Source organism: Stenotrophomonas sp. YJH_SMC_138 (assembly GCF_059369855.1).
In genome coordinates this window covers 310,932-329,952 of sequence record NZ_JCAFTB010000004.1, presented here as the reverse complement: position 1 = coordinate 329,952, position 19,021 = coordinate 310,932, and the positions used below count along the sequence as shown (strand labels likewise).

16 protein-coding genes are annotated in these 19,021 nt (G+C 67.9%); 8 read left to right on the top strand and 8 right to left on the bottom strand.

The features are described from left to right. The first annotated feature begins 6 nt into the window (after nucleotides 1–6). Together AC5P7I_RS11830 and yeiP are read left to right on the top strand one after the other, a co-directional pair. Nucleotides 7–777, top strand: coding sequence for an SDR family oxidoreductase (locus AC5P7I_RS11830; protein ID WP_014646983.1), 771 nt, complete (start codon nucleotides 7–9; stop codon nucleotides 775–777). Nucleotides 778–826: 49 nt separating this feature from the next. Further along, a complete protein-coding gene (gene yeiP, locus AC5P7I_RS11825) occupies nucleotides 827–1,393 on the top strand; it encodes an elongation factor P-like protein YeiP (protein WP_005409468.1) in 567 nt (188 codons plus the stop codon). A gap of 119 nt (nucleotides 1,394–1,512) precedes the next feature. Here yeiP and AC5P7I_RS11820 read toward each other — a convergent pair whose 3' ends face one another. The 4 genes from AC5P7I_RS11820 to AC5P7I_RS11805 form a co-directional block, all read right to left on the bottom strand. Beyond that, complete coding sequence (locus AC5P7I_RS11820) at nucleotides 1,513–2,214, bottom strand: COG3650 family protein (protein ID WP_169411791.1); 702 nt, start codon at nucleotides 2,212–2,214, stop codon at nucleotides 1,513–1,515. Between the two features lie 83 nt (nucleotides 2,215–2,297). Beyond that, nucleotides 2,298–2,690 carry a nuclear transport factor 2 family protein gene (locus AC5P7I_RS11815; protein ID WP_046429967.1) on the bottom strand — a complete coding sequence of 131 codons (393 nt, stop codon included), beginning with the start codon at nucleotides 2,688–2,690 and terminating at the stop codon, nucleotides 2,298–2,300. Continuing rightward, nucleotides 2,671–5,820, bottom strand: a complete 3,150-nt coding sequence (locus AC5P7I_RS11810) for a multidrug efflux RND transporter permease subunit (protein WP_262087500.1) — start codon at nucleotides 5,818–5,820, stop codon at nucleotides 2,671–2,673. The genes AC5P7I_RS11815 and AC5P7I_RS11810 overlap by 20 nt, the downstream gene beginning before the upstream one ends. Before the next feature lie 36 nt (nucleotides 5,821–5,856). After that, entirely contained in the window at nucleotides 5,857–7,005 is a 1,149-nt protein-coding gene (locus AC5P7I_RS11805; RefSeq protein WP_197637166.1) for an efflux RND transporter periplasmic adaptor subunit, read from the bottom strand. Between the two features lie 129 nt (nucleotides 7,006–7,134). Here AC5P7I_RS11805 and AC5P7I_RS11800 point away from each other — a divergent pair, with 129 nt between their 5' ends. Next, on the top strand, nucleotides 7,135–7,851 hold the full coding sequence (locus AC5P7I_RS11800; protein WP_014646978.1) for a response regulator: 717 nt from the start codon (nucleotides 7,135–7,137) through the stop codon (nucleotides 7,849–7,851). After that, the gene (locus tag AC5P7I_RS11795; protein ID WP_014646977.1) at nucleotides 7,851–8,927 is read left to right on the top strand and encodes an ATP-binding protein; all 1,077 of its coding nucleotides are present in this window, start codon (nucleotides 7,851–7,853) and stop codon (nucleotides 8,925–8,927) included. Before AC5P7I_RS11800 ends, AC5P7I_RS11795 begins: the two co-directional genes overlap by 1 nt. Here AC5P7I_RS11795 and AC5P7I_RS11790 read toward each other — a convergent pair. The 3 genes from AC5P7I_RS11790 to AC5P7I_RS11780 all read right to left on the bottom strand — a co-directional run bounded on the left by AC5P7I_RS11790 (nucleotide 8,905) and on the right by AC5P7I_RS11780 (nucleotide 12,561). Continuing rightward, the gene (locus AC5P7I_RS11790; protein WP_164077664.1) at nucleotides 8,905–10,674 is read right to left on the bottom strand and encodes a DUF7844 domain-containing protein; all 1,770 of its coding nucleotides are present in this window, start codon (nucleotides 10,672–10,674) and stop codon (nucleotides 8,905–8,907) included. The genes AC5P7I_RS11795 and AC5P7I_RS11790 overlap by 23 nt on opposite strands. Before the next feature lie 136 nt (nucleotides 10,675–10,810). Then, nucleotides 10,811–11,110, bottom strand: coding sequence for a DUF2388 domain-containing protein (locus AC5P7I_RS11785; RefSeq protein WP_049408767.1), 300 nt, complete (start codon nucleotides 11,108–11,110; stop codon nucleotides 10,811–10,813). Nucleotides 11,111–11,172: 62 nt separating this feature from the next. Beyond that, nucleotides 11,173–12,561, bottom strand: coding sequence for an FAD-linked oxidase C-terminal domain-containing protein (locus tag AC5P7I_RS11780; RefSeq protein ID WP_164077663.1), 1,389 nt, complete (start codon nucleotides 12,559–12,561; stop codon nucleotides 11,173–11,175). Between the two features lie 168 nt (nucleotides 12,562–12,729). On the opposite strand from AC5P7I_RS11780, the gene serA reads away from it, so the two are divergent. After that, nucleotides 12,730–13,971 carry a phosphoglycerate dehydrogenase gene (gene serA, locus AC5P7I_RS11775; RefSeq protein WP_005416356.1) on the top strand — a complete coding sequence of 414 codons (1,242 nt, stop codon included), beginning with the start codon at nucleotides 12,730–12,732 and terminating at the stop codon, nucleotides 13,969–13,971. Between the two features lie 94 nt (nucleotides 13,972–14,065). Here the strand turns inward: serA and AC5P7I_RS11770 are convergent, their stop codons facing one another. Next, the gene (locus AC5P7I_RS11770; protein ID WP_032957967.1) at nucleotides 14,066–14,680 is read right to left on the bottom strand and encodes an NUDIX hydrolase; all 615 of its coding nucleotides are present in this window, start codon (nucleotides 14,678–14,680) and stop codon (nucleotides 14,066–14,068) included. 131 nt (nucleotides 14,681–14,811) lie between these two features. On the opposite strand from AC5P7I_RS11770, the gene AC5P7I_RS11765 reads away from it, so the two are divergent. The 3 genes from AC5P7I_RS11765 to AC5P7I_RS11755 all read left to right on the top strand — a co-directional run bounded on the left by AC5P7I_RS11765 (nucleotide 14,812) and on the right by AC5P7I_RS11755 (nucleotide 18,991). After that, complete coding sequence (locus AC5P7I_RS11765) at nucleotides 14,812–16,287, top strand: amino acid permease (RefSeq protein ID WP_014646972.1); 1,476 nt, start codon at nucleotides 14,812–14,814, stop codon at nucleotides 16,285–16,287. Between the two features lie 80 nt (nucleotides 16,288–16,367). After that, complete coding sequence (locus tag AC5P7I_RS11760; protein ID WP_014646971.1) at nucleotides 16,368–17,795, top strand: amino acid permease; 1,428 nt, start codon at nucleotides 16,368–16,370, stop codon at nucleotides 17,793–17,795. A 554-nt stretch (nucleotides 17,796–18,349) separates the two neighbouring features. Then, nucleotides 18,350–18,991, top strand: coding sequence for a methylthioribulose 1-phosphate dehydratase (locus tag AC5P7I_RS11755; protein WP_164077971.1), 642 nt, complete (start codon nucleotides 18,350–18,352; stop codon nucleotides 18,989–18,991). Nucleotides 18,992–19,021 lie beyond the last annotated feature (30 nt).

Genomic DNA, 19,021 nt, shown 5'->3' with positions numbered 1-19,021 from the left:
CGTGCAATGCAGCTGTCTTCCGTACGTGCCGTGATCACTGGCGGCGTCTCCGGCCTCGGCCTGGCCGTGGCCCAGCACCTCGTCGCCCAGGGCGGCAAGGTGGCTCTGTTCGACCTCAACGACGACAAGGGTGCAGCTGCCGTTGCCGGGCTGGGTGCCGACAAGGCCCGCTATTTCAATGTCAATGTCAGCGATGAGGCGGCCGTGGCTGCAGCCATCGACCAGGCCCACGATTTCCTCGGCGGCCTGAACGTGGCGATGAACTGCGCCGGCATCCTCGGCGCCGGTCGCGTGCTCGGCAAGGAAGGCCCGATGCCGCTGGCCGGCTTCCAGGGCACGGTGATGGTCAACCTGGTCGGCAGCTTCAACGTCGCCAAGGCCGCGGCCAACCGCATGCAGCACAACGACGCCGGCGAAGACGGCGAGCGCGGCGTGATCATCAACACCGCCAGCATCGCTGCCTATGAAGGACAGATCGGCCAGGCCGCGTATGCCGCCAGCAAGGGCGGCGTGGTGTCGATGACGCTGCCGATGGCGCGCGAACTGTCGCGCTTCGGCATCCGCGTCAATACGATTGCTCCTGGCGTGTTCTGGACGCCGATGGTCGATGGCATGCCCGAAGCCGTGCAGCAGTCGCTGGCCGCCTCGATCCCGTTCCCGTCGCGCCTGGGCAAGCCGGAAGACTTCGCCAGCCTGGTCGGCTTCATCCTCGGCAACACCTACCTCAACGGCGAGACCATCCGCCTGGACGGCGCTACCCGCCTCGCTCCGAAGTGATTCCCCCCGGGCGCCGGGACGGCGCCCTCCCCCAACGACCTAGATCACCATGAAAGCCAACGACATCAAGAAGGGCAACGTCGTCGAGTACAACAACGGCGTGTACCAGATCCGCGACATCGAGCGCAGCTCGCCGCAGGGTCGCGGCGGCAACGTCCGCTTCCGCTTCATCATGTACAGCGTGCCGGGCGGCAACAAGCTCGACGCCAGCTTCGATGCCGACGACAACCTGGTCGAGGTCGAACTGCTGCGCCGCCAGTCCACCTATTCGTACAAGGATGGCGATGCCTTCGTGTTCCTCGATGACGAGGACTACACGCCCTACACCCTGGACGCGGACGTGATCGGCGACGACGCCGGCTACATCACCGACGGCCTGACCGGCATCTACGTGCAGGTGATCGACGAGCAGCCGGTGGCGATCCAGCTGCCGGCCTCGGTGGTGCTGGAAGTGATCGAGACCCCGCCGGAACTGAAGGGCGGCACTGCCACCAAGCGCCCGAAGCCGGCCAAACTCAACACCGGCATCGAGATCATGGTGCCGGAGTACATCGTCAACGGCGAACGCGTGCTGGTGAACACCGCCACCGGCGAATTCGCCGGCCGCGCCGACTGAGCACCCTGCGCTGATCGGCTGCCTGTCCCTGCTTGCGGCGTGCTCGCCGCAGGCAGCGGGCAGCGCATCGGATGTACCGATCGTGTAGAGCCGAGCGTGGGCTCGGCTCTACAGAAGGCTTACGGCTGCTTCGCACCGAAGTTGCCGCAGCCGTGGTACTGGCGGGTGCCGATGGTCAGGTTCACCTTGGCATCGAACGACTCGCCGCTCATGTCGTCCTGGCAGGTGGTGCGCTGGAAGCTGAGCTTGACGTCGGTACCGTCGGACGCCTTGCCACTCCAACCGTCAGCACCTTCGGTGGGCGTGGCGACGTCGAAGCGACGCTCGCCATAGTCAACTTCCACCCGCAGGCCCGGCGCGTCGCCATCGACGACCGCCAACCAGCCCGGCTCGTTGCCCGTGGCGCGGAACGCGGCCGTGCCCGCGCTGCCATCGCCTTCGGTCGCTTCGACCGCATGGCACTCGCGGTCCGCCTCGCCCTTCAGGCTCAACAGGCCGTCATCGCTGCCCTTGGTCCAGAAGCTGTTGCCCTGGCCATCACCGTACCTGGCACCCGACGCCGCACGTTCGGAGGTCATGGCGAAGGTACGTTCGCCGATCACCACCGTGGCCGCATCCTCGCCATTGAAAGTCGCGCGCACGCTCAGATCACCACACTGGTACGTGGTCTCGCTGCCGGTACCGGCGCTGGTGCTGGCAGCCGGTTCGGGCGCCGCCGGCGGCGCGGCATCGGTGCCGCCCGCAGCGGGTGCCTGGGCCGGCTGGCACGCGGCCAGCACCAACCCGAGCGAGGCTGCCAACAGACTGGGAACTACACGCATGGCTCGACTCCTTGTCGACACTACAGAGACCTTCGACCCTACCACCTGCCGGTGAGCGCGGCCTGAAAGCGGCCTGACCGTACTCACGCGGCCAGTACCGCCATCGACAACAGCTGCGCACCGCTGCCGGCGGAACTGCAGGTCCAGACCCGCAGCAGGCGCAGCTTCACTTCACGCTCCCGGCCCTGCCGCGACACGGACAACCGCACGTCGCTGGACAGCAACGCCAGGCGGCCACACAGCAGCGTCTCCACCGCGTGCAGCTGCAGGCTTCGCACCTGCAGGCTGCCGGCCAGCCAATCGCCCAGCCATGGCAGATCGAGCATGCGGCCGCCGTGGCCTTCCATCATGAACAAGGCCGGCGATACCAGCGCGTTCAACGCATCGTGGTCATTTTCCAGCAGCGCAGCGCACAGGCGCTGCTCCAGCGCCATCAACTGCTGCTCATGCAGATCTTCAACGATGTTCCGTTCCATCCACGGTTCCTCCCGGCATCGGCCGGCGCCTGCGCAGGCGCTGCGCGATCCACTGCCGCGCGCCCTGCACCACTACATAGAAGACCGGCACGAAGAACACCGCCAGCACGGTCGCACTGACCATGCCGCCGAACACACCGGTTCCGATCGCCTGCTGGGTTTCCTTCGACGCACCCTGCGCCAGCGTCAGCGGCACCACGCCCAGCGCGAACGCCAGCGAGGTCATCACGATCGGGCGCAGGCGCAGACGGGCCGCCTCCAGTACCGCCTCGACCAGGCCACGCCCCTGCTGCTGCAGCTGCCGCGCGAACTCGACAATGAGGATCGCGTTCTTCGCCGACAGCCCGATCACAGTGATCATGCCGACCTTGAAGAACACGTCGTTGGGCATGCCGCGCAACAATACGGCGGCGACCGCGCCGAGCAGGCCCAACGGCACCACCAGCATCACCGCCAGCGGAATCGACCAGCTCTCGTACAGCGCCGCCAGTACCAGGAACACCACCAGCATCGACAACAGCAGCAGCCACGGCGCCTGCGCCCCCGACTCACGCTCCTGCAGCGACTGGCTGGTCCACTGCAGGGCAAAACCGGACGGCAGCTTCCCGGCCAACCGCTCCATCTCCGCCATGGCCTGGCCGGTCGACACGCCGGAGGCCGGTGCGCCGGACAGATTCAACGCCGGGAAGCCGAGGTAGCGCTGCAGCTGCAGCGGCGCCTCGGTCCAGTGCGGGGTCACCAGTTCCGACAACGCCACCATGCCGCCCTCGCTGTTGCGCACGTACAGTTTCAGCACGTCCTCCAGTTCCATGCGATGCGGCGCGTCGGCCTGCAGGATCACCTGCTGCAACCGGCCCTTGTTGGGGAAATCATTGACGTACTGCGAGCCCATCGCCGCTGACAGCGTGTTGCTGATGTGCTCGAAGCCCACGCCCATCGCCTCGGCCTTGGCGCGATCAATGTCCAGCCGCACGCTGGTACCTGCCGGCAGGCCATCGGCATGCACCTCCGACAGCAGCGGACTGGCGTCGGCCAGCTTCAGCAGCTGCTGCAGGGCCGCGCGCAGCTCGGCCTGGCTCTGCCCGGTACGCGCCTGCAGGGCCAGCGAGAACCCGGACGAACGGCCCAGGCTGTCGATCGCCGGCGGCATCACGCTCATCACCTCGCCCTCGGCAACCGTGGCCATCGCCTGCTGCGCGGCCTCCACCTCGCCGGCCGCGGTGGCGCCAGCACGCTCGCCCCAGTCCTTCAGCATGGTGTAGGTCAGCGCCGCGCTCGGGCCGGAACCGGAGAAGCTGTAACCGAGGATCGACTGGTTGGAGCCGATGCCCGGGCGCGAGGCCACGTGCCGTTCGTAGGCTTCGACCACCGCCAGCGTGCGTTCGGCGGTGGCTTCGGCCGGCAGCTGGATCGAGGTCATGAAATAGCCCTGGTCCTCTTCCGGCAGGAACGCGCCCGGCAGCCAGTGCAGGCCCAGCAGCAGCGCCGCCACCAGCGCGGCGAACACGCCCATCACCCGGCCGCTTCGCCGCAGCACGGAGGCCACGCCACGCTGGTAGCGCCCGGTCAACGCCTCGAAGCCACGATTGAAGGCGCCGAACAGCCCGCCACGACCATGATGGCCGTGGGTGTTCGGGCGCAGCAGGGTCGCGCACAGCGCCGGTGTCAGGCTCAGTGCCAGCAGCGCCGAGAACAGGATCGACACCGCCATCGCCACGGTGAACTGGCGGTAGATCGCGCCCACCGAGCCGCTGGCCAAGGCCATCGGAATGAACACCGCGGTCAGCACCAGGGTGATGCCGATCACCGCGCCGGTCAGCTCGCGCATCGCCTTGATGGTCGCCTCGCGCGGCGGCAGGCCCTCCTCGGCCATGATCCGCTCCACGCCCTCGACCACCACGATCGCGTCGTCGACGATGATGCCGATCGCCAGCACCATGCCGAACATGGTCAGCACGTTGATCGAGAAGCCCAGCGCCAGCATCACCGCGAAGGTACCGAGCAGCGCGATCGGTGCGACCAGCGCAGGAATCAGCGTGTAGCGCCAGTTCTGCAGGAACAGGTACATCACCGCGAACACCAGCAGCATCGCCTCCAGCAGCGTCTGCACCACCTTCTGGATCGAGATCTTCACGAACGGCGCGGTGTCGAACGGGATGCTCGCCTCCACGCCGCGCGGCAACAGCGGCGCCAGTTCCGCCATGCGCTCACGGACCGCCGACGCCGTGCGCACCGCATTCGCGCCCGGCCGCAGCTGCACCCCGGCGGCGGTGGCCGGATGGCCATCCTCGCGGGTGCCCCAGGCATAGCTCTGCGCGCCCAGTTCGACGCGGGCGACATCACCCAGCACCACCCGTGAACCGTCGGCCCCGGCGCGCAGTACGATCGCCGCGAACTGTTCCGGCGTGGACAACTGGCCGTCGGCGCTGAGCGGCACGGTGATGCGCTGGCCTGGAACACCCGGCGAATCACCGATGCGCCCCGGCGAGATCTCCAGGTTCTGCTGCTCGATGGCAGTGGCCACATCGCCCATGGTCAGGCCGTAGCCGGTCAACCGGGTCGGGTCCAGCCACACGCGCATCGCCTGCTCGGCACCGAATAACTGCACGCGACCGACGCCATCGATGCGGCGCAGCTCTTCGATGATGTTGCGCGCCATGAAATCGCCCAGCGCGGCCTCGCTGACGCTGGCATCCGGCGAACGCAGGCCGACCAGCATCAGGAAGCCGGAATCGGCGGCCTCCACGAACAGGCCGTTCTGCCGCACGCTGCGCGGAAGGCGCGGCTCGATCGCCTTGATCCGGTTCTGCACGTCCACCTGCGCCAGTTCCGGATTGGTGCCGGGCTTGAAGGTGGCGGTGATCGAGGCTTCGCCGGAGGTGTCCACCGACGATTCGAAGTACAGCAGGTGCTTGACGCTGGACAGCTCGCGCTCGATCAGGCCGACCACCGCATCGTTCAACGTCTGCGGGCTCGCACCCGGGTAGCTGGCATAGATGCTGACGCTGGGCGGCGCGACCGCCGGATAGCGCTCCACGGCCAGGCGCGGAATCGCCAGCGCGCCGGCCAGGATGATGAAGATCGCCAGCACCCAGGCGAACACCGGGCGATCGATGAAGAAACGTGCCATGTTGGATTTTCCTGGAGGGGCTGTCCCGGGAAAGGCTCAGCCCTTGCTGCCGGCCTGCACCGCACCGGCGCTGGCGACTGGCTTCTGCCAGTCGCGCGCATCGACCACCACGCCTTCCTGCAGGCGCTCCTGGCCCTCGACCACCACTTTCTCGCCGGCCTTCAGGCCCGCGCGCACCAGCCACTGGCGATCGACGCTGCCTTCCACCTCCAGCGTGCGTATCACCGCCCTGCCCTCGGCGCCGATCACCCAGGCATAGGCCTGGCCACCGGCGCTGCGCAGCACCGCCTGCTGTGGCACGGTCATCGTGCTGGCCGGGGCACCCCGCGGCACCCTCGCGCGCACATACATGCCGGGCAGCAGCTGCCGCCGCGGGTTGTCCACCAGGATGCGCAGGATCACATCACCCGTCCGTGCATCGACATTGATACCGGAGAACAGCAGCTGGCCACGCTCGGGCAGCGGCTTGCCGGCGGCACCGATGATCGTCACCGGCAGCTTGTCGCCGCCGGCCGCACTGCGCTGCAGCGACTCCAGCTGCGCCGCCGGCTGGCGCACATCCACGTAGACCTGGTCGATCTGCTGTACCACGGCCATCGGCTCGGCATCGGCCACGCCGACCAGCGCACCTTCGGTCACCAATGCCTGATCGATACGACCGGCAATCGGTGCGCTGACCGTGGCATAGCGCAGGTCGAGCTGGCGACGGGACAGGATCGCGCGCGCTTCATTCACTGCCGCGCGTGCCTGCTCGTACTCGGCGCTGGCGTCGTCCCGATGCTGCTGGCTGACCGCCTGCGCGGCAGCCAGGGCGTGCAGGCGCTGCGACTGCACGCGACTGCGGCCCAACGCCGCCTCACTGCGCTGCAGTGCGGCCAGCGCCGAATCGACGTCGGCCCGGAACGCTGCCGGGTCAATCTGGAACAAGGCCTGGCCTGCACTGACTTCCGCCCCCTGGTCGAACAGGCGCCGCTGCACGATGCCGCCCACCTGTGCGCGGATCTGCGCGGTGCGCACCGCCGCGACGCGGCCTGGCAGTTCGTCGTCACGCTGCACCACCTGCGGGCCGACGCTGATCACGCTGACGCGCGGCGCCGCCTCGGGGGTGGCTTCGGGAGTGGAGCAGGCCGTCATGGCCAAGGCGAGGGCCGCGATCAACGCGACCGGAGTCCTGAAGGTTCTCATTGCTGTGCACAATGCCGCGCAGGCGGCGGATAGGTTCTGAAGCGCGCAGTCTGCGTGGCGATGATGGGGTTTCGATGGAGGAACTGTGGAGATACGATGGAGGCAAGCACCTTACGGCCCCGCCCCTGCATGCATGCCTCCCCTGCCCTCGCCGCCCTCGTCCTGATCGTCGAGGATGAGGCCGAGATCGCTGACATTCTCTGCGCCTACCTGGAACGCGAAGGACTGCGCACGCTGCGCGCCGCCGATGGCCACAGCGCACTGGACCTGCACCGCAGCGCCCGGCCCGACCTGGTCCTGCTCGATGTGCAGCTGCCGCGCCTGGACGGCTGGAGCGTGCTGACCCAGCTGCGCCAGCGCGGCGAGACGCCGGTGATCATGCTGACCGCACTGGACCAGGACCTGGACAAGCTGACCGCGCTGCGGATGGGCGCTGATGACTACGTGGTCAAGCCCTTCAACCCGGCCGAGGTGGCCGCGCGCGTGCGCGCCGTACTGCGGCGCACGCTGCGCGCCGCGCGCGTGGACGCACCCACCGCGTTGCGCGTCGGCCCGCTGCTGATCGACTCGGCCACCCACGCGGTGCACGTGGAGGGCGAAGGCTACAGCCACGAAGTGCTGCTCACCCTCACCGAGTTCAAGCTGCTGCACTGCATGGCGCTGGCGCCGACGCGCATCTTCAGCCGCAGCGAGCTGATGCACGAATGCCTGCCGGAAAGCGAAGCACTGGAGCGCACCGTCGACAGCCATGTCAGCAAGCTGCGCCGCAAGCTGGATGAAGTGGGCATGGTCAACGTCCCAGCCAGCGTGCGTGGCGTCGGCTACCGGCTGATGGCCGATCGCTGATGCCCTCCCTGCGCCGCTCCGGGCTGAGCCGCCACATCATCGTTTCGATGTCGCTGATGGTGATCGGCGTCATCGTGATGATGATCCTGTCATCGTGGCTGCTGTACGCGGTGCTGGTCGAGTTCTTCCCCGGCAGTGCCGAGGAGCCGGAAAGCTGGCTGCCGACCGGCCCGGAACTGGCATGGATGGTGGGCGTGATCCTGACCGGGCTGGCGCTGGCCATCGCCGCCTCGTTCCGCCTCGCCCACCGCATCCTGTCGCCGCTGAATTCGCTGGTGGACAGCGTGCGTGCGCTCGCGGGCGGCGACCTGGGTGCACGCGCCAGCGTCGAGGAAAATTCGCCGGGCGAAGTGGCGACCCTGGTCGAGGACTTCAATGCGATGGCGCGCCGCCTGCAGCACATGGAGAGCGAGCGCGCGATGTGGCACGCGGCCATCGCCCATGAGCTGCGCACACCGGTGACGATCCTGCGTGGCCGCCTGCAGGGGCTGGCAGAGGGTGTGTTCCAGCCAGACGAGTCGCAGTTCCGCAGCCTGCTGGCCCAGGTCGAAGGGCTGTCACGGCTGATCGAGGACCTGCGCGTGCTGAGCCTGTCCGACAACGCGCGGCTGGACGTGCGTCGCGCGCGCACCGACGTGGTGGCCGAGGTGCATTCGGTGATGACCCTGGTCGATCCACAGTTCCGCGCCGCCGGCTTCGTGCTTGAGCTGGAAACCAGCCGCGAGGAACACAACGCGCACTGCGACCCGACCCGCCTGCGCCAGGCATTGCTGGCGCTGCTGGAGAACGCGCGGCGCTATGCCAGCCCGGGCAAGGTGCGGATTGCAGTGCATGACACGCCCGGCCACGTGCAGGTGGCGATCGAAGACGAGGGTCCGGGCATCGACCCTGAACTGCACGCGGATATCTTCACCCCGTTCATGCGTGGCGACGGTTCGCGTTCGCGACAGGGCGGCGGCAGCGGGCTCGGCCTGGCGGTGGTCAAGGCCATCGCCGACGCGCACGGTGGCCGCGTCTACTGCATCCCGGGCAGCGCCGGCGGCAGCCGCTTCGTCATCGAACTGCCGCGCCAGTAGCCGGGCGGGCTGCCTGCGTACGCAGGTGTGCACCGAGTGCGGCCAGATTGGCGTCGATCGCATCCATTTCCTCGCGTTGGCGGATCGGCAGCTGCTGGCGCAGCTGGACGCGCAATGCCTGCCACGCCGGGACCGCCTGCGCACTGGCAGTGGCCACGGCCGCGGACAGCAGCGCCTGCTCGTCGCCCAGCGGCAATCCATAGCCGTCATCCTGCAGCAGCGTCCCCGGGCGCAGCCACTGCCCGCTCTGCTCCAGCAACCCGCGCAGGCTGCGCGTTTCAGCGCTGTCCGGTGCGGCCAGCAGCTGCCGCTTGAGCACATCGCGTGCGCGCAGCTCGGCGCGCCGCTGCGCGGCCTGTTCCAGCAGCAACAGGCCGGCACTGGCACGCAGGTCACCCTGCAGCAGCCACGGTGCGCGTTGCTGTGCAGGCAGCTTCAACCAGCCGCGCACATCACGAGCGGGCAAGGCCAGCTGGGCCGCGGCCACTGCGAACAACTGCTGGTAGTGGTCGCGCGCCGAGGCGAAGTAGTAGCCCTGCGCCTGCGCTGCAGTGCGGTCCGCCAGTACCCTCTCGTCGAGCACGTCCAGCCGCACCAGTCGCCGCTTCAGGCCGCGCGGGCTCAGCTGGGCCAGGCCCGCCTCGCCAAGGCGCGGCACCCCGGCCTGCAGCAGCTTGGCGGTTTCCACCGCGCAGTTGTTGCTGACGAAGTAATAGCGCCCGTCATAGCTCCAGTGCACCTGCGCGGTGCGCTCGAGCAGGCTCGCGATTTCGCTGCGGCCCAGCTGCAGCGGCAGCGACTGCAGCCCGCGCAGCTCGACCTTGGTGTACTCGTCCACCACCTGCTGCAGGGGCAGCACGAACAGCCGCGACGGATAGCCGCCGGTCAGGCCACGCCAGTTGGATATCTGCACGTCGCCCACGAACGCGCGGAACGACAGCACGCGGTGGTACTCCAGGTCCAGGCGGCAGTCCGGCCCAGGTACGCGGCCCGGCTTGCAGACCACCAGCCGCAGCATGCTGTGGCCCCAGCGACTCATCGGCTGCGCACTGCCTTCGGCGAACAGGTAGTCCACCGCGTAGACGCGCGCCGGATCGAGCTGCAGCAGCGATGCAGCGCCCTCCTCCGATTCGGCCTGCAGCAGGGGCAGCGTCGTGGCGCACCGCGGCCGTGGCAGCGACGGTGGCGTTCCGAAATGCGCCTGGTACCACTGCGCCAATGCGGGCCGCCGGCAGGCGAACTCGCCGTCGAGGACGAAATGCTCGGCATTCACGGCCAGGTACTCGGCCGGGTTCGTCAGTTCATAGACATCCGGGCTGCGATCACGGAAATCGTTGTCGCCCCGGCCGAGGTGCCAGGGCTTGCGCTGCCAGCCCGCAAGGTCACGCCATCGCACGCTCTGCGACCAGTTCGCACCGCCACGGTCGGCGACGTGGGTCAGTTCATGCACCAGCGCACTGCGGCGCGCACGGCGGTTGCCGGGCATGCCGTCATCCAGCAGGGTGCGGCGCAACGTAATGCGGCCGGCGAAAGCGCGCCCGTGCACCTCGGCGGGAAGGTCATCACTCCAGCGCACCTGCACCTGAGCCGGCAAAGCGCGCAGCAGGCCTTCCGGCAGCAGGGACTGCACGTCAGCCAGGGTCTGGCTGGCGAGCTGCTGCTGCGTCGGATCGAGACCGGAGGGATCGAGCTGCAGCCGATCAGCCGCATGGGCGGAAGGGATGAGCAGCCATGCCAATGCGGCCATCCACCCGCACCGCCCGCTGTGCTTCCGTAGAGCCGAGCCATGCTCGGCTGCTGTTGCGATCCGGGTGCGCCGGGCATCCAGCCGGGCATGGCTCGGCTCTGCAGAAAGCGATGGCGCCGAGGTCATGCAGCCCGCATCAACGCGCCAGCAGCGCGCGGGCCAGTTCCAGGTCGCTCTGTTGCTGTGCGGCAGCGCTCTGCTCGCGCAGGTGGACCAGCGCGGCCTGCAGGCGGGCGCCACGGATCTGGCCGTCGCTGGCGACGAACGCAGCGGCATCGTCGCGCGCGGCCTGCACCACCTTGTCGTCGCCCGAGCTGCTGCCCGAGGAACCGGAGGAGGCACCGGTCGCCGAACCGGCCGAGGTGCCAGCGAAGCTGGAAGCGAAGCCGGCCAGCGGCAGGGACAGCAGGGCGAGCAGCAGAAGCGGACGGGTCATCGGTTCGAAGCCGGTTGTGAAGGTGCGTGGAGCGTAACGGGTACGTGAAGGATTTGCCCGGCTCAGGCGTCGAACAGCTTGCCGGGATTCAGCCGCGCTTGGGGATCGAACGCGCGTTTGACCGCCTTCATGAGCGCGATCTCGGCGGGGCCGCGGGTGCTGTCCAGGTAGCCCTTCTTGACCAGTCCGATGCCGTGCTCGGCCGAGATGCTGCCATCGAAGCGGGCCAGCACCTGCGCCAGCAGCTTGGTCACGTGCTCGCACTGCGCCACGAAGTCGGCGTCGCTGGTGTCGTCCGGCTTGAGCACGTTGATGTGCAGGTTGCCATCGCCGATATGGCCGAACCAGACCACGTCGAAGTGCGGGTAGGCCTGCCCGATCAGTGCCTGGGTCTCGGCCAGGAACGCCGGCATCGCCGAGATCCGCACCGAGACGTCATTCTTGTAGGGCTTGTAGCGCGCCAGCGACTCGGTGATGCCTTCGCGCAGGCGCCACAGCTGGGCGGCCTGGGCATCGCTGGCACTGATCACACCGTCGCTGACCCAGCCGTTGCCCATGCAGTCCTCGAAGGCCGCCATCGCCGCGGCTTCCTGTGCCTCGTCGTTGGCCGCGAACTCGGTGACGACGTAGTACGGATGCACCTCGTCGAACGGTGCCTGCGCGCCATGCGCCAGCACGTGCTCCAGCGCCCGGTCGGTGAAGAATTCGAAGGCCTGCAGCTGCAGGCGCGCGCGGAACGCGGCGAACACCTGCATCAGCACCTCGAAGCTGGGCACGGCCAGCAGCATCACGTTGCTGGCTGGCGGCGGATCGGTGAGTTTCACTGTCGCCTCGACGATCACGCCCAACGTGCCTTCCGAACCGATCAGCAGCTGGCGGAAGTCATAGCCGCTGGAGTTCTTGATCAGGCCCTTGTTGAGTTCCAGCAGTTCGCCGCTGGCGGTAACCACCTTCAGCCCGGCGATCCACTCGCGGGTATTGCCATAGCGGATCACGCGGATGCCGCCGGCATTGGTGGCGATGTTGCCGCCGATCGTGCACGACCCGCGCGCAGCGAAGTCCACCGGGTAGATCAGGCCGTGGTCCAGCGCGGCGTTGTGCACGGCCTCCAGCGGCATGCCGGCCTGCACCACCAGGGTGCGATCGACCGCGTCGTAGGCCAGTGCCTTGTTCATCCGTTCCAGGCTGAGCACCAGCTCGCCGTTGGCGGCCACCGCGCCACCGGAAAGGCCGGTACGTCCGCCGGACGGCACCACGGCCACGCCCTCGCCCGCACTCCAGCGCATCACCGCCTGCACTTCCTCGACCGTGGCCGGCAGTGCGATCGCCAGCGGCGCTGGCGTCCAGCGCCGGGTCCAGTCGCGCCCGTAATGCTCCAGGTCAGCCGGGTCGATCTTCAGCTTCAGGCCGGGACAGGCCTGCTGCAGCGAGGCAATGCGGGAATCGGTCATGACGGTCCAACGCGGTGCGTGAAGACGGGCAAGCGTGCCAGCGGTACGCGCCAGCGTCCAGCCCCGCAGCGATACAGATAGCTACGGATGCAACCAATTGCGCACTGCACCATGGGCGCTTCGATCTGGCATAGTGGTCAGCCCCTGTCCCACTGGCCGTGTTGCCCCATGTCGCCGAAGAAGACCTCGTTCCCGAAGCAGGATATCCGCGTACTGTTGCTGGAGGGGGTCAGCCAGACCGCCGTGGAGGTGTTCAGCGCCGCCGGCTACAGCCAGATCGAGGCGCACACCAAGGCGCTGCCCGAGGACGAACTGAAGGCGCGCATCGCCGAGGCGCACATCGTCGGCATCCGCTCACGCACCCAGCTCAGCGCCGAGGTGCTGGCCGAGGCCAAGCGCCTGATCGCGGTGGGCTGCTTCTGCATCGGCACCAACCAGGTCGACCTGGACGCGGCCGAGCTGGCCGGCATCCCGGTGTTCAATGCGCCCTACTCCAACACCCGCAGCGTGGCCGAGCTGGTGATCGCCGAGGCGATCATGCTGACCCGTGGCATTCCGCAGAAGAACGCCGAGTGCCATCGCGGCGGCTGGTCGAAGTCGGCCAGCGGCAGCCATGAAGTGCGCGGCAAGACGCTGGGCATCATCGGTTACGGCCACATCGGCACCCAGGTCGGCGTGCTGGCCGAATCGCTGGGCATGCAGGTGATCTTCCACGACGTGGAAACCAAGCTGGCGCTGGGCAATGCCCGTGCCGCGGCGAGCCTGGACGATCTGCTGGCCCGCGCCGACATCGTCACCCTGCACGTGCCGGAGACCCCGGCCACGCAGTGGATGATCGGCAGCACCGAGCTGGCGAAGATGCGCAAGGGCGCGCACCTGATCAACGCCGCGCGCGGCACCGTGGTCGACATCGACGCGCTGGACGCAGCGCTAGCCAGCGGCCACGTCGGCGGTGCCGCGCTGGACGTATTCCCGGTCGAACCGAAGGGCAACGGCGATATCTTCGAGTCGCCGCTGACCCGCCACGACAACGTGATCCTGACCCCGCACGTGGGCGGCAGCACGCTGGAAGCGCAGGACAACATCGGCGTGGAAGTGGCGGCCAAGCTGGTGCGCTACAGCGACAACGGCAGCACGCTGTCGGCGGTCAACTTCCCGGAAGTGACCCTGCCCGAACACGAGGACAGCCTGCGCCTGCTGCATATCCACCAGAACGTGCCGGGCGTGCTGTCCAGGGTCAACGAGATCTTCTCGCGCCACAACGTCAACATCGACGGCCAGTTCCTGCGCACCGACCCGAAGGTGGGTTACGTGGTGATTGACATCACCGCCAGCGAGGCGCAGGCCGCCGCCGTCCGCGACGAACTGGCCGCGATTCCGGGCACGCTGCGGACGCGCATCCTGTACTGACGCGCGTTCCGCCTTGCACTTGTAGAGCCGAGCCCATGCTCGGCTGCACTTCTGGCCGACATTGAGCCGAGCATTGGCTCGGCTCTACATATGGCTAGCGCGCCAGCCAGCGGTGTGCCATGCGCTGCATGGATTCATCCGATTCCGGATCGGACGCGACCTCGGTCACCGGCCGCCAGGCCAGGTCGAGCGATTCCTCGCTGAGCACGAAGGCCTCGCCCCCCAGCGCCCGTATCACGAAACGCACGTCGTAGTGCCAGTGCCCCGGCACGTCCTTGCGCTCCGGAATCCAGTGCTTGTCCAGATCGAAGATGGCCGGGTCTTCCAGTACCAGGCCGCTCAGGCCCGACTCCTCCTCGGCTTCCTTCAGCGCCACCCGGGCCAGGTCACGGTCGCCGTCGGCGTGGCCGCCCAGCTGCAGCCAGCGCTGCAGCTTGCGGTGGTGGGTGAGCAGCAGGCGCTGGCCATCGGCGCTGACCAGCCAGCAGCTGGCGGTGAAGTGGCCGGCCAGGCGCTCGCGGCGGAACGGATCTTCCGGATCATCCAGCAATGTGCCGAATTCGGCAGCCAGGGCGTCGTGGGCGGGTTCGCGGCGCGCGTAGTCCCGGAGCAGGCCGCGCAGGCGATCGTCAAGCGCGGCAAGGGTTTCGGCGGTCTGGCTCATGAATGGGGGCGGTTCGGAAAAATACTGCTCATTATCGCCGTTCATTGTTGCGATTGCGCTTGTGCGTTGGCTTCAGCTTTGGCTAAGGTACAGCGGGCCGTTCGCACGGCCTTCACCATCAAGGCAGCCGGCAACGTATCGGCCGCCCACCCCATCCGATCACTAGGAAGTACTGCATGCTGAAAGCTCTGTTGAGGGTCAAGCCGGTCGAGCCGGCCGGGCACGTCGATGCCGGCGAACCCATCGAAGGCAGCCTGGACGGCGAAGCCACGTTGAAACGGACCCTCACGGCTAAACACCTCATCCTGCTGGGCGTGGGTGCGGTGATCGGCGCAGGCATCTTCGTGCTGACCGGCCAGGCCGCAGCCAACCACGCGGGCCCGGCGGTCATGCTGTCGTTCGTGCTGGCCGGTTTCGCCTGTGCGCTGGCAGGCCTGTGCTATGCCGAGTTCGCGGCGATGATGCCGGTCTCCGGCAGTGCCTACTCCTATTCCTACGCCACCCTCGGCGAAGGCATGGCCTGGTTCATCGGCTGGTGCCTGGTGCTGGAGTACCTGTTCGCCTCGGCCTCGGTCGCGGTGGGCTGGTCGGCCTACCTGATCAGCTTCATCACCACCACGCTGCACATGCCCTTCCCGGACATGCTCAGCGCCGCGCCCATCGCCTGGACCGGCAGCGAGTTCGTCTCCTCCGGCAAGCTGTTCAACCTGCCGGCGGTGCTGATCGTGGCGGCGGTGTCCGGCCTGCTGTACGTGGGCGTGACCCAGTCGGCGTTCGTCAACGCGATCATCGTGGCGATCAAGGTCACTGTCATCTGCCTGTTCATCGGCATCGGCGCGGCCCACATCGACCCGGCCAACTGGCACCCGTTCATTCCGGAAAACACCGGCGTGCCGGGTGAGTTCGGCTGGAGCGGCATCTTCCGCGCCGCCACCATCGTGTTCTTCGCGTACATCGGCTTCGATGCGGTCTCCACCGCTGCTGGCGAGACCAAGGACCCGCAACGCAACATGCCGATCGGCCTGCTCGGCTCGCTGGCCGTGTGCACGATCGTCTACATCATCGTCTGTGCGGTGCTGACCGGCATGATGCCGTACCACCTGCTGGGCACCGACAAGCCGGTGGCCACCGCCCTGGAGCCCTACCCGACCCTGTCCTGGCTGAAGACGTTCGTGGAAGTCGGCGCCATCGCCGGCCTGTCCTCGGTGGTGCTGGTGATGATGATGGGCCAGACCCGCATCGCCTATACCATCTCCCGCGACGGCCTGCTGCCGAAGTTCTTCGGCAAGGTCCATGCCCGTTTCCGCACCCCGTACGTCGCCACCATCGTGGTCGGCGTGATCGCCGCCGCGCTGGCCGGCCTGGTGCCGCTGAACGTGCTGGGCGAGCTGGTCTCGATGGGCACCCTGCTGGCCTTCGCCACGGTCTGCATCGGCGTGCTGGTGCTGCGCTATTCCAAGCCGGACCTGCACCGCCCGTTCCGCGTGCCGATGGTCTGGATCATCTGCCCGCTCGGCGCGGCCACCTGCCTGTTCCTGTTCTGGCAGGCGTTCGTGGTGCATTGGCACCTGTTCGTTGGCTGGACGCTGCTCGGCCTGCTGATTTACCTGGGCTACGGCATCCGCAACAGCAAGCTCGCCAAGTCGCCCTGATCCGCCTTCGGGCCGGCCTCGCGCCGGCCCGTCCGTTTTCCCGCGCGCCGCCATGGCGCGCTTCGACAAGACCACCGCACATGTTCAAGCAACTGTGGGCCACCAAGCATCCGCATGCCGCCCATGAAGACGCCAACGGCCTGAGCCTGCGTCGCCACCTTGGCCCCTGGGGGCTGACCGCCCTGGGCATCGGCGCGGTGATCGGCGGCGGCATCTTCGTCATCACCGGCCAGGCCGCCGCCAACCACGCCGGCCCGGCGATCATGCTGTCCTTCGTGCTGGCCGCCATCTGCTGCGCCTTCTGCGCGCTGGCCTATGCCGAATTCGCCTCGATGGTGCCGGTCTCCGGCAGCGCCTACACCTACACCTACGCCACCTTCGGCGAGCTCTCGGCCTGGTTCATCGGCTGGATGCTGGTGCTCGAGTACGGCGTCTCCGCCTCGGCGGTGGCGGTCAGCTGGACCGGTTATTTCCTCAGCCTGCTCAGCCAGTTCGACATCCATCTACCGGCGGCACTGGTCAGCGCGCCACTGGACGCGCAGCTGCGCCCCACCGGCGCGATCGCCAACCTGCCCGCCGCCGCACTGGTGCTGCTGCTGACCTGGCTGTGCTACGTCGGCATCAGCAAGTCCTCGGCGATGAACATGGCGATGGTCGTGCTCAAGACCGGCCTGATCGTGCTGGTCATCGTGGTCGGCTGGAAATACGTGGACACCAGCAACTGGACCCCGTTCATTCCGGCCAATGAAGGCCCGGGCAAGTACGGCATGGAAGGCGTGCTGCGTGGCGCGGCGATGGTGTTCTTCGCCTACATCGGTTTCGAGGCGGTATCGGTGGCGGCGCAGGAATCGAAGAACCCGCAGCGTGACATGCCGATCGGCATGATGCTGTCGCTGGTGATCTGCACCGTGTTGTATATCGCAATGGCCGCAGTGATGACTGGCCTGGTGCCGTTCCAGCTGCTGGGCACCGACGAGCCGGTGGTGACTGCCGTGGCCGCGCACCCACAGCTGGGCTGGCTGCGCTGGGTGGTCGAGGTCGGTGCGCTGGTCGGCCTGTCTTCGGTAGTGCTGGTGATGATCATCGGCCAGCCGCGCATCTTCATGATCATGGGGCGCGACGGCCTGCTGCCACCGGTGTTCACCCGGATCCACCCGAAGTACCGCACGCCGCACATCAACACCGTGATCACCGGCATCGGCATCGCGCTGCTGGCGGCGCTGTTCCCGCTGGACATCCTCGGCGAGCTGACCTCGATGGGCACGCTGATCGCGTTCGCCGCAGTCTGCGCCGGCGTGCTGATCCTGCGCCGCACCCAGCCGGACCTGCCGCGCCCGTTCCGCATGCCGATGGCGTGGCTGATCTGCAGCCTGGGCGTGCTGAGCTGCCTGGCGCTGCTGTCGGCGATGACGATGCACAACTGGATGCTGATGGGTGTATGGACGTTCGTCGGCTTCGTGATCTATTTCTGCTACGGGTTCCGGCACAGCCGCCTGCGGGGTCAGTAAGGGGTTTTTGTATTGCAGGGCCTGCGGCCCTGCACCCGCCTTTGAAGCCGGAGCGACGGCAAGAGCTGGGCTGAGGGTTTGGCGGGGAGGGGGGAGATTGCGGGGGACGCTGCAAGTACATCCCTGTAAGCTCGGTCGCCGCATCCATGCGGCTCACGCCCCCGCAACCTCCCCCCTCCCCGCCTCCGACAGTCTCCTGGCACGTCCGGTAGATCCACGCCATGCGTGGATGAATTGCGTCTGAGAGATGAATTCTCTCCGGTCGATGAATCCCCTGTAGAGCCGAGCCATGCTCGGCTCCGAGCAAGCCAGCGCCGCGACCCGCGTTTCGCTTTTCCTTCTTCACTCCGTGGCTGGCCGCACGCCGGAACCTGTCCGAGGCGGGTGGGTGGGCCGTGCAAGGGCGTTGGCGCCATGTATGGCGCCATCGAGCTTACAGGGACGTACTTGCAGCGTCCCCTGCACGGCCCACCCGCCCCGCCCGCCCATGAACCGCTCTACACGACCCGCCACGAGGGGCTCAGCCGTTGGCCGAATCCAGTAAAATCGCCGGCATGAACGCCCCCACCTTCCCGTACGACACCGCGCGCCTGAGCGAACTGGCCCAGCTGCTGATCGACAACGTCCGCGAACTGGCGCACGCCGGCTGGACCCCGGCCACCAGCAGCAATTTCTCCCACCGCCTGGATGACCGCCACGCCGCGATCACCGTGTCCGGCCAGGACAAGGGCCGGCTGATCGAGGACGACATCATGGTGGTGGACTTCGACGGCCTGGCCGTCGGTCGCCCGCTGCGCCCGTCCGCCGAGACCCTGCTGCACACCCAGCTGTACCGCCGCTTCCCGGAAATCGGCTGTGTGCTGCATACGCATTCGCCGGTGCAGACCATCGCTTCGCGCCTGTACGCGCCGCAGGGTCATATCCGCCTGGAAGGCTACGAGCTGCTGAAGGCCTTCGCCGGCAACAGCACCCATGAAATGGCCATCGACGTGCCGGTGTTCGCCAACACCCAGGACATGAACGTGCTCTCGGCGCAGGTCGACGACCTGCTCGACCGGCAGAACCTGTGGGGTTACCTGATCGACGGCCACGGCCTGTATGCCTGGGGTCGTGACATGGCCGAGGCGCGCCGCCACCTGGAAGCCTTCGAATTCCTGTTCCACTGCGAGCTCGAGCTGCGCAAGCTGCGCGGCTGAGCCTGCGCGCAGGTGCAGATGCCGATCCGG